Raw genomic sequence first — 10,050 nt, 5'->3', positions numbered from 1 at the left:
GATTAGAAATCTTGCTTGTATCTCCTTTGAGCTTAACTAAAAATTATCATTGGCGATCGTCGCTAGACGACGCGCTTCGAGTGAGCGTGCTTCGAGATTCGCTCACTCGATCGTATGACTTATTCAGCAAGCCCTAATTATTTATAATCCTCGATCGATACCCAAGCCCGTAATACTTCAGCCACCGTCCACGCTTGGGCGATACAACCCCGTGGAGCCATCGGCGCATCGCCATCGAATATTTCACTACAAGTGCCCAAACCGGGAGCTGTCAAATGATGTGCGATCGGTTCTAAGAATTGTCGAGCTTGGGTGGGATTTTTATATACCTGCAAATGTGCCAATACAAACGAACCCAACAGCCAGCCCCAAGCTGTGCCCTGATGATAAGCTCCATCGCGTTGTAACTGGCTTCCGCCGTAATGTCCCTGGTATTGGAGATGGTTGGGAGCCAGAGATCGCAAGCCGTAAGAGGTTAATAGCGATCGTCCGCAAGTATCGACAATTCCACGTTGTCGATCGAGTGTCAAGAGCGGTGCATAGCCCTTCGATCTCATTCCTGGTAACGATACAGCAAAGATTTGATTCGGACGTAGAGACGCATCATCGCCGTCGGGACTGTCGAGAACATCGTAGCAATAACCCAGATCGGGATTCCAGAACCGCGAAAACTTGGCTAAAGCTCGATCGGCGATAGCTTCATATTCTCGATCTGGTTTGCCAAGCTGACGGGCAAACTTAGCGATCGATCGCAATGCACAGTACCAGAGCGCATTAATTTCGATCGGTTTACCAATGCGCGGCGTGACTACCCAATCGTCTACTTTGGCATCCATCCACGTCAATTGCACTCCTGATTCTCCGGCATATAATAGACCATCGCTAGGATCGAGTTGAATATTGTAACGAGTGCCGCGACAGTGCCAATCGATAATCTCTGCCAGCAGGGGAAAGAGTTTGGCTAATAAATCATCGTCAGCAGTAGCGTCGTAATAGCTCCGAATTGCCTCAAAGTACCAGAGGGTGGCATCGACAGTATTGTATTCCGGTACGTCACCTGCATCAGGAAAGCGATTTGGCAACATGCCACGATCTACATATTTAGCAAAGGTGAGCAGAATAGAACGCGCAATTTCCGATCGTCCCGTCGCGATCGTCAATCCTGGTAGACTAATCATCGTATCGCGTCCCCAGTCGCCAAACCAGTGGTAGCCAGCGATGATGGTTTTTCCATTGGGTGCATCGGGGAGCGGACGATCTACAATAAACTGGTCGGCGGCTAATACTAATCGTTCGATCCAAGCCGGACGATCTTGTCTAAAAGTGAGGGTTTCGGGTCGTTGGCAGAGCCTCTCCAAGGGAGAATCGAGTTTCCAGGTATTGATGAGTTGATGCTGTCGAGCGCGTTCTAATTTTAGTGCTGCCGATCCATCTAGATGGGGCTGTGGGTCGGTGCTAGCAACAAAAACGATCGATTCGCCCGGATTGAGGGTAACGGTGAAGGTGGCGGCGTGGAGGTGATCTTCGCGATCGCTCAATCCTCTCTCCCGTTCGACGGCTAAATCGAATCCGTAGTGCCAATCATGGGCGGGTATAGCAATGGCTCGTTCGCGTAGCGGTTCTTGCAGAGCATCGCTCGATAAATACAGGGGTGTGGCATTTACATTAGCAGTGATGCGAATTCCTCGTTCGCTCGGCTCTACGTTCATTACCCAGCCGTTACTCTGGGTATTGCCGTGATAATCGCGGTAATTCACCATAGCTCTGAGCGTTAGCTGTAGCGGTTGGGTGGCGCGGCTCAGTGTGTAGCGCAGATAGGTGGTATTGGCTCCATGCTGCATCCAGATCTGTTTCTCCAATAGAGCATCGGCACAAGCGAATCGCCAAGTGGGAATGGAGCCTTCAAGCGCAAAGCTTTCGATCTGTCGATCGCCGTGAGGCTCGACGCTGCCATCTGCCCAGCGATTGGTGTGGAGGGCGTAGATCAGATCGTTATACACTGACACCTCATCCAATTTGGCGAGCAGTAACGTTCGACCCAAGGGCGGATTTAAAGCCGCGACTAGCAACCCATGATAGCGACGAGTGAGTAGTCCGGCAACCGTACCGGAAGCGTAGCCTCCAATACCATTAGTGACCAACCATTCTCGCGTTTCGGCACTGGTGAGATCGCCACTGATTTCTCGCCCAAATTCGATCTTCATTCATCTCTCCAGTGATTACTAATATTTTCGGATCGATTAGTATTGTTGCCCAACCAACAGCAGCTCGACAGCGTTATGATATGCGCTAAATTACTTAAAACGATCGATTAATCGATCGCCAACTCGCAACGCATTGGCAATAATTGTCAATGTCGGATTGACTGCGGCACTGGATGGAAAAAAAGAACTATCGACGACATAAAGATTGTCCAGATCGTGAGTCCGACAATTGATATCTAAAACCGAATCTTGAGGATTTTCACCAAATCGACAAGTTCCATTTTGATGAGCGACAGCCGCGATCGAGAGTTTTTTGCGAAAATAGAGAGACACAGGCAACATCAGATCGCCACAATCGTTGGCGAAGCCTCTCGGAACGAGAATCGATTTCAGGACACTAACCCACCGTTTCATCAAGCGAGCCAAGGTGCCACCACCCGCACCAGTACCAATAATAATTACATCAAAATGTTGTTGAGCAATCATGATTTTAATTTTATTGTTCTCGATCGTTCCACAACAAGCCAGCATCGACAACTACTGTCGATTCAGTAATATACCGAGCATCATCTGAAGCTAAAAAAGCAACTACCACAGCGACAGCTAATAAGCTACTACTACATCGCACGAGAGCGGGTTAAATTACGCACTTGAGACTTGAAAACGGCAAATCCCAAAGCAACAATAACTAGACCGCCACCAACGAGTGCGTAGGTGCCACCCAAGCCCATAGATTTGGTTAACGGCTGAGTGATAATCGGCGATAAAAACTGCCCCAAAAACATCGCTGTTGAAAGACCACCTAACGCCCGACCCCGCAGTGCATCGGGAACAGCAGCACTGAGCCACACCGACATATTCGGCATTAGCAGTCCCAAACCCATCCCCGCAATTCCCAATCCGGCTAATACTTCCAACCAGTTTGAAGACTGACCGATTAATAGATAACCGATACCCATAAAGCCAAAAATTGCAGGTAAAAATGTGACAAATTCCATTCTTTGTTTGAGTTTGCCATAAGTAACAGATGCGATCGCACTAAATAGCGTACAAAGTGCGATCGCCATGCCGCTTTGAGAGGGATTAGCTTTGACTAAAATATCGAGATAAAATGGTAATTGAACGGGGATAAGATAAAAAGCAATTTGACTGAGGGTGGTAAATCCGTAGACGATAATCATCACGCCTACGGGTGTAGATTGACCGATCGAATCATTTGTCGATCCCATATTTGACTGGGCAGAGTTGCTTCTGTCAGGTTCGATAATAAACGCCAATACTAGCAATGCGATCGGCCATGCAAATAAGTAAATGCCAAACGGATAATGCCAATTTTGTTGAGCCAGTGCGCCGCCGAGGGTTAGGAATACTACGCCACCCAAACCCATAAATCCCGCCTGTAGCCCCATAAATGCCGCCCGTGCAGGGCCGCTGTAGTAATCGGCGATGAGAGTTGTCGCACTCACCATTACTCCAGCGACGGCAAAGCCAAGTAATGCCCGCCCGACTAGAATTGCGGGTAAACTTTCTAAAAATAGCCCCGAACTACCAGCAAAGCCGTAGAGGATTGCGGTAATTAGTAATAGCGGTTTGCGACCGAATCGATCGACTACAATGCCTGCGATCGGCGAACCAATGACGATAAATAATGCTGGTAATGTAATTACTAATTTAACTAAAGTCGTCCGCAAATCTGGATCGGCGATCGTACCTTCAAATTGTTGTTTCATCGCTGGTAGCGATGGTGAAACCGTCGCGCCGGACATCACTGTCAGGCTACTGGCGAGTAACAGCGTTAATTTAGTCGTCCAAGAATTAGGATTTGGCATTAATTTGGATTCCATTTTTATTAAGATCTGTAGGGGCGGGTGTCTTGTCTCGCTAAACCGTCGGGAAACCCGACGAGCGCGAGCCGCTTTATGCTAGAGATTGCGAATATAACGATAACTAACGTACAAACCCGCCCTCCCCACTATTAACATTTCGATGCTGGAATGTTTAGGCTGCTGGTAGGGTTGGGCAGGTTTGTACGAAGGTTAATTGCACGTTTGAATTAGTGGCATAAAGCGGCGTTTTTATTCGAGGGTTCCCCCCGAATAAAAAAACGACAAGACACCTGCCCCTACAGTCCCGATAACATCCGATCGAATTGGTTCAGTTCAATTACTTCTGCCAACGTTTGGTTGCTGCTGCAATCCGCTGACCGTATGATTCACAAGACAATCGATCGCCAGTGTCGAGTTCTACCGTTTTTGTCCCTGTGAAATCAGGAACGGCTTGCCCCATCACCCCTATAAAAGAACCCAACCGATTAACTCCATTAGGTTGAGGCATATCGCCTGCACTAACCCAAATCATCGAATGCTGGGATGCGTTAATCGCCAAATATAATAATGTTCCTTGTTTATCACCACTCAATGATGAAGAATGGGTAAATCCACCTGCAATTTTGTCTTTCCAAAGCTGTTGCGCCCAAATACTACTGGCATAATCGACAAATGCTTTGAATTGAGCGGCAACACCACCCATATAAGTCGGCGAACCAAAAATAATTGCGTCGGCACTATTCAGACTAGTTACCATTGCTTCATCTTTCCAGCGTCCATTGACAATTTGTTCGCCAGTAATGCGGAGTAATTGGACTTTTGTGTCGGGAATTGTTTGGACACCTGTGGCAACTGCGTCCGCCATTAAATGAGTATGTCCAGTGCCTGAAAAGTAGATAACTGCAATATTTGTCATGGGATTTCCTGGATAATTATGAATTAGTAGTGGTAAGTTAGGTTGCGGATGTACTCCCGCTAATTAAAAGAATACTCGATCTGAGGAATTGAAAGAGATGCGTCGGTAGTATTGTATTAGAGATTGCATAGAAATTTGATTAACGATCTCATACGGTTGCCTACTTATTCTCTAACTAAGCTTTGCTTGAATAAAGCCTGTAAATCTTCGCCAATTGGCTTTAGCTACTTTCCATTGAATAATTAAATGCAGTGCAATAAGTGTCAAAAAAGTATAAGCTAGCCAGAAATGTAGCGATCGGCCAATCTCAACCATGTCTTTATTTTCGGGAAAAAAGTCTGGTAGACCTAATCCAAAGAAACTGACATTATTAGAGCGAAAAGAATTAGAAAAGAAAAAGCCAGAGATCGGTACTCCCCACATAAAACCATATATTAGAGTATGAAGTATAAAATTTCTAATCCAATGATTCGATAACTTTGGTAGCCGACGCATGTATTTTTTAAGTATTACTTGAGTCAGGGCAACAACGCGCCATACTAAAAGAGCAATTGCTAGTATGGCGATCGACTTATGGAAGTCATAAAGCATCCCTCGAAACTCATTTCTTGGTAGTCGAGCCATAGTAGTACCACCGACAAATAGAATCAAGTAGCATCCAGCCATCCACCAATGTACCGACATTAAAAGTTGAAAGGATGAATTAAATTTATGCTTTTTAGTTTGTGACATGTTAATCAATCTTATTTCTCCAATATGATTTATATCCCAGCTTGAAGTGAAAGGCGATCGACAATTTCTAAGATCGTTCCCGCAAAATGCAATCATGGGATTCTCCTAAGTAATTGTATTTATGGTTATTTCAATACTGCTAAACCTCGTTTAACGGCAGGTCGATCGCCAACTACTTTCACCCAGCGATCGAGTTCAGTTAAATTTTCAACCTTGTCAGGATGAGCCGAGCGAATAAAGTTCAGCCCACTGGATGCCCAAGTATAATTCATGATATCGGCGATTGAATAATCATCAGCGATAAATGTGCGATCGGTTAAATGAAGATTGAGGACATTTAATAGCCGAACGCTTTCATCTAAATATCGATCGATCGCATAAGGTATTTTTTCTGGTGCAGAGCGAGAAAAATGTCCCCATTGACCAATCATCGGCCCAAGTCCACCGACTTGCCAAAATGTCCAAGCTAAAACGGCGAATCGATTATTACCATCATTCGGTAATAGTTTTCCAACCTTTTCTGCCAAATAAATTAAGATTGCCCCTGACTCAAACACTCGTTGACCACCTGCTACAGATCGATCGACGATCGCGGGAATTTTACCATTAGGGTTAATCGCTAGAAAAGTATCTGTGTGTTGTTCGCCCTGCGAAATATTGACAGGGAAAATTTGATAAGGTAAACCAATTTCTTCCAACATAATTGCTGGTTTCTGACCGTTGGGAGTATTCGCCGTATATAGCTCGATCGTCATTTGATACCTACTATTTTGGTTCTGAGAATTAGTATAACTTTAGACGGACTTTGCTTCATGTGCGGCGGTTTTAACCGCTGGCAAACTGACCTTAACTACAAAATGCCACCATTGACTTGCAGATTTTGTCCGGTCATCCAATGGGCATCATCACCGACTAGAAATGCCACCACATCGGCGATATCTTGCGGTTGTCCCAGCCTTCCCAGCGGCGTTTGCCCAATTAGATGGTCGAGAGCTTCTTTGGGCATAATTAACCCATCGGTATCGGTAACACCTGGAGAGACTACATTCACGGTTACTTGACGATGCCCGATCTCTTTGGCTAGAGCGAAGGCAAATCGTTCGCCTGCGGCTTTGCTAGCGGCATATAGCCCCCCAGTCAGGATCGGCAACATCGTGGCTCCAGTCGAAAACTGCACGATCCGTCCGCCATCTTTGACGCGATTAGCTGCGGCTTGGAGCATATACATTGCGCCTCTGGCATTGACCGCAAATACTTTGTCAAAATCCTCATCGGTTACGTCGGTATGAAGCTTATAAGCTGCCGCTCCAGCAACGTTTACGACGATATCGATCGCGCCTAGTTTTTGCTCGGTTTCATCAAAGAGTCGGGTGACATCGGCTTTGTTGGCAACACTACCCTGAATGGCGATCGCGCGTCCGCCACTCGCAATAATTTCTTGCACTACAACTTCGGCTTTCTCTGGAGATGCAACGTAGTTAACTGCCACCGCAGCCCCATCTTTTCCCAATCGCAAGGCGATCGATCGACCGATTCCTCGCGATGAAGCTGTAACAATTGCTACTTTCCCAGTTAATGATGACATGATGTTAGTGCTTAGTAAATATTTGGATTTGACTCAACTACTACGGTATACTTAGCACTTACCTTTTGGGAAGTACTTACTTTTTTGTAAGTGTGATGAGGAAATCAGATGATGACAGCACAAGTAGATGGCCGACAATTCGTCCAAACCACATTGGGCGTATTAGGTGGTAAATGGAAAATATTAATTTTATGGAATATTCGCAATCGACCGCAACGTTTGAGTGAGTTGAAACGGTTGATTCCCGCAATTAGTGAAAAAGTGCTGATTCAACAACTCCGCGATCTCGAAAAAGATGGGATCGTATATCGTCATGATTATGCCCAAATGCCGCCGAAGGTGGATTATTCTTTTACGGAATATGGTAAAAGTCTGAAGCCTGTTTTACGCATGTTATGTAACTGGGGCGAAGAACATCTCAAACAAATAGAAATTGAAAATAAGAGTTAAATCTAGCTTTGATTATTAGGAATCTAAGAAAGGATAATCTATATAACCTCGATCCAAATCTCGATCGCTTGTACTGTAGATATTAGCAAAATTAACGTTATTTAAAGGAGCATCCATCGCAAATCGTTCTGCTAGATCGGGATTTGCAATAAACGGTTTACCAAAAGAAACGAGATCTGCTGCACCAGTTTCAAGAATTCGATTGCCCTTGAATTTATCATAGCCACCATTAGTGACAATCGAGCCTAAATAGAACGGGCGAAAAGTAGACAGTACTGCATCGATCGCCGTACCATGTTTGAGATCGTCTTCGGTTGGTTCCATCAAATGAATATACGCCAACTTGAATCGATTAAGCTGTTCGATCGCATAGCTAAAAGTGGCAAGAGGATTAGAATCGTGCATTCCATAAAAGGTGCTACTGGGTGATAGTTTAATTCCCACAGATTGACCGCCCATAACCTCACAAACTGCTTCTACAACTTCCAATAAGAATCGAGCACGATTTTCGATCGAACCACCATATCGATCGGTACGCTGATTAGAGCCATCTTGAAGAAATTGGTCGATTAAATAACCAAAAGTTCCATGTAATTCAACCCCATCAAATCCAGCTTCTAGTGCATTTTTTGCCCCTTGACGAAACTGCTCGACAATTTGCGAAACTTCTTCGGTTGCTAATGCGCGTGGGGTGTCTAAATTAACTTTGCCAGCGGCACTATGTAGTGTCCCAACTGCGGCAATCGCACTGGGAGCAACTGGCAATTTACCATTAAGTAAAGATGGGTGAGCAATCCGACCACTATGCCATAATTGCAAGAAAATTCTGCCGCCCTTCTGATGCACCGCATCAGTCACTTGTTGCCATGCTGTGGCTTGTTCGGCTGAGTAAATACCAGGACAATTAACATACCCATTACTTAGGGGTGAAACCATCGTGCATTCAGTGATTATCAATCCCGCTGAAGCTCTTTGAGCGTAGTATTTGGCCATCAATGAGGTAGGGATGGAATTAGTAGCACGCAGACGAGTCATCGGAGCCATTACAATCCGATTGGGAAGGGTAATCGCTCCGATTTGGATAGGTGTAAATAGATCGACTTTCACGGATAAAACTCCTTAATTAACAATACCTTTTCCAAAATTAAGAGGATGAACAGATAGGGCGTTTCGTAGTAGAGTTATTGTCTCTAACAACGACAACTCAAAAACTACCTCTGCGCCCATGCTTGATATTTCATCACTTTTTGCTAGTTCAAGGTTAATTCGACTAAGTACAAGTTGGTTTTGCTAATTTAATGTGTGAATTACTCTCTGAATTTGAGGTAGGGGCAATTCATAAATTGCCCCTACCTCAAATTCAGAAGATCGCTTCTTACTGACTGATACAAAGCACATACTGTAAACCTTCGGCTCCAGCTTTTGCGTGAATAGTATTACCAGCAGGTGTAAATAAAGTCGCTTGATTAGCTGTAATGGCATCCTGTCGATCGCCCACAAATCCCGATTCCTTCACCGCTAATAGAAACACCGACTCATCAGCAGTTACTTCATGTTCGATTCTCGTTCCGAGACGCTCCGCGAACGAACCATTCGCAGGTAAAATCACATCCAAAAAGCGGATTTTAGTGGAGATATTCAACGGTGAAGTTAAACCATTTGCCTCCCCAACCACCACCCGCACGCGACCACCTTCGGCAGTTGTATAGACCGGAATTTGTGCCGCAGTCAGATTAAAAGCCTTGGCTGGTAGTGATTTATCGGCTAGTGGTAGATCGACAAACATTTGGATGCCATGACACATTTTGCCAGGTTCGATCGGGGTTTCATTATGCCGAATCCCCGATCCTGCTTGCGTCCAATGCAAGTCGCCAGGTGCGATTGTAGACCTATCGCCTTGACTATCTTCGTTAAAGAAAGATCCCTCAGAATCTTCAAACATATAAGTGACAGCGGAAAATCCTTGGTGAGGATGCTCGCCAAAAGTCGGCTGAGTCATGAAATAGTGGTCTAGTTGCAAAAACGGTGCAATTTTTGTGCCTAAACTTTGCTGATTGACGCTATAGGCGGTGAAACCTTGCCCGTGGGTGAATGGTTTTGCTGGAAAAATTTGAATTACTTGACGAGAAATGGTCATATTACTTGTTGACATGATGGAAAAATAACCTCTCTGCTTCGCGATCGCATTCAAAGATGGATAAACTCACATCTTGCACTAGTATATTAGCTCTACTATTCAAGGGGTTGAAAATATGAGAAAAAGGGCGTGGAAAAACATTGATGAGAACAGTGAACACCATTCTCCCTTACGCCCAATTAATACTCTACACGCTGTTA

Annotated in this window: 10 protein-coding genes and 1 pseudogene; 1 reads left to right on the top strand and 10 read right to left on the bottom strand. The window is 45.1% G+C overall.

Annotation, left to right across the window (positions count from 1 at the left end):
• Positions 1 to 137: 137 nt before the first annotated feature.
• The 8 genes and pseudogenes from ACEW9J_RS14410 to ACEW9J_RS14375 form a co-directional block, all read right to left on the bottom strand.
• A complete protein-coding gene (locus tag ACEW9J_RS14410) occupies positions 138 to 2,204 on the bottom strand; it encodes an amylo-alpha-1,6-glucosidase (protein ID WP_373545806.1) in 2,067 nt (688 codons plus the stop codon).
• Positions 2,205 to 2,294: 90 nt separating this feature from the next.
• Positions 2,295 to 2,624, bottom strand: a pseudogene (locus ACEW9J_RS14405) (GMC family oxidoreductase); the annotation flags it as partial.
• A 76-nt stretch (positions 2,625 to 2,700) separates the two neighbouring features.
• Complete coding sequence (locus ACEW9J_RS14400; RefSeq protein WP_373545805.1) at positions 2,701 to 2,832, bottom strand: hypothetical protein; 132 nt, start codon at positions 2,830 to 2,832, stop codon at positions 2,701 to 2,703.
• A complete protein-coding gene (locus tag ACEW9J_RS14395) occupies positions 2,822 to 4,048 on the bottom strand; it encodes an MFS transporter (RefSeq protein WP_373545804.1) in 1,227 nt (408 codons plus the stop codon). The genes ACEW9J_RS14400 and ACEW9J_RS14395 overlap by 11 nt, the downstream gene beginning before the upstream one ends.
• 319 nt (positions 4,049 to 4,367) lie before the next feature.
• A complete protein-coding gene (locus ACEW9J_RS14390; protein WP_373545803.1) occupies positions 4,368 to 4,946 on the bottom strand; it encodes a flavodoxin family protein in 579 nt (192 codons plus the stop codon).
• 171 nt (positions 4,947 to 5,117) lie between these two features.
• A complete protein-coding gene (locus ACEW9J_RS14385; protein WP_373545802.1) occupies positions 5,118 to 5,678 on the bottom strand; it encodes a cytochrome b in 561 nt (186 codons plus the stop codon).
• A gap of 125 nt (positions 5,679 to 5,803) precedes the next feature.
• Positions 5,804 to 6,433 (bottom strand): glutathione S-transferase N-terminal domain-containing protein, encoded by a 630-nt coding sequence (locus tag ACEW9J_RS14380; RefSeq protein ID WP_373545801.1) that lies wholly within the window; start codon positions 6,431 to 6,433, stop codon positions 5,804 to 5,806.
• Positions 6,434 to 6,528: 95 nt separating this feature from the next.
• A complete protein-coding gene (locus ACEW9J_RS14375) occupies positions 6,529 to 7,263 on the bottom strand; it encodes an SDR family oxidoreductase (RefSeq protein WP_373545800.1) in 735 nt (244 codons plus the stop codon).
• A gap of 108 nt (positions 7,264 to 7,371) precedes the next feature.
• Here ACEW9J_RS14375 and ACEW9J_RS14370 point away from each other — a divergent pair, with 108 nt between their 5' ends.
• Positions 7,372 to 7,713, top strand: a complete 342-nt coding sequence (locus ACEW9J_RS14370) for a winged helix-turn-helix transcriptional regulator (protein WP_373545799.1) — start codon at positions 7,372 to 7,374, stop codon at positions 7,711 to 7,713.
• A gap of 15 nt (positions 7,714 to 7,728) precedes the next feature.
• On the opposite strand, the gene ACEW9J_RS14365 is transcribed toward ACEW9J_RS14370, so the two are convergent.
• Both ACEW9J_RS14365 and ACEW9J_RS14360 read right to left on the bottom strand, forming a co-directional pair.
• Positions 7,729 to 8,757, bottom strand: coding sequence for an alkene reductase (locus ACEW9J_RS14365; RefSeq protein ID WP_373545807.1), 1,029 nt, complete (start codon positions 8,755 to 8,757; stop codon positions 7,729 to 7,731).
• A gap of 331 nt (positions 8,758 to 9,088) precedes the next feature.
• Complete coding sequence (locus ACEW9J_RS14360) at positions 9,089 to 9,850, bottom strand: pirin family protein (RefSeq protein WP_373545798.1); 762 nt, start codon at positions 9,848 to 9,850, stop codon at positions 9,089 to 9,091.
• Between the last annotated feature and the right edge of the window lie 200 nt (positions 9,851 to 10,050).

It is taken from the genome of Chamaesiphon sp. (assembly GCF_041737865.1).
Taxonomy (GTDB): Bacteria; Cyanobacteriota; Cyanobacteriia; order Cyanobacteriales; family Chamaesiphonaceae; genus Chamaesiphon.
This window is presented reverse-complemented; position numbering and strand designations above follow the sequence as displayed.

What these genes read in the sequence shown, in the direction of transcription:
- ACEW9J_RS14410 (WP_373545806.1), bottom strand. Translation starts at nt 2,204, where the DNA reads ATGAAGATCGAATTTGGGCGAGAAATCAGTGGCGATCTCACCAGTGCC.
- ACEW9J_RS14395 (WP_373545804.1), bottom strand. Translation starts at nt 4,048, where the DNA reads ATGGAATCCAAATTAATGCCAAATCCTAATTCTTGGACGACTAAATTA.
- ACEW9J_RS14390 (WP_373545803.1), bottom strand. Translation starts at nt 4,946, where the DNA reads ATGACAAATATTGCAGTTATCTACTTTTCAGGCACTGGACATACTCAT.
- ACEW9J_RS14385 (WP_373545802.1), bottom strand. Translation starts at nt 5,678, where the DNA reads ATGTCACAAACTAAAAAGCATAAATTTAATTCATCCTTTCAACTTTTA.
- ACEW9J_RS14380 (WP_373545801.1), bottom strand. Translation starts at nt 6,433, where the DNA reads ATGACGATCGAGCTATATACGGCGAATACTCCCAACGGTCAGAAACCA.
- ACEW9J_RS14375 (WP_373545800.1), bottom strand. Translation starts at nt 7,263, where the DNA reads ATGTCATCATTAACTGGGAAAGTAGCAATTGTTACAGCTTCATCGCGA.
- ACEW9J_RS14370 (WP_373545799.1), top strand. Translation starts at nt 7,372, where the DNA reads ATGATGACAGCACAAGTAGATGGCCGACAATTCGTCCAAACCACATTG.
- ACEW9J_RS14365 (WP_373545807.1), bottom strand. Translation starts at nt 8,757, where the DNA reads ATGGCTCCGATGACTCGTCTGCGTGCTACTAATTCCATCCCTACCTCA.
- ACEW9J_RS14360 (WP_373545798.1), bottom strand. Translation starts at nt 9,850, where the DNA reads ATGACCATTTCTCGTCAAGTAATTCAAATTTTTCCAGCAAAACCATTC.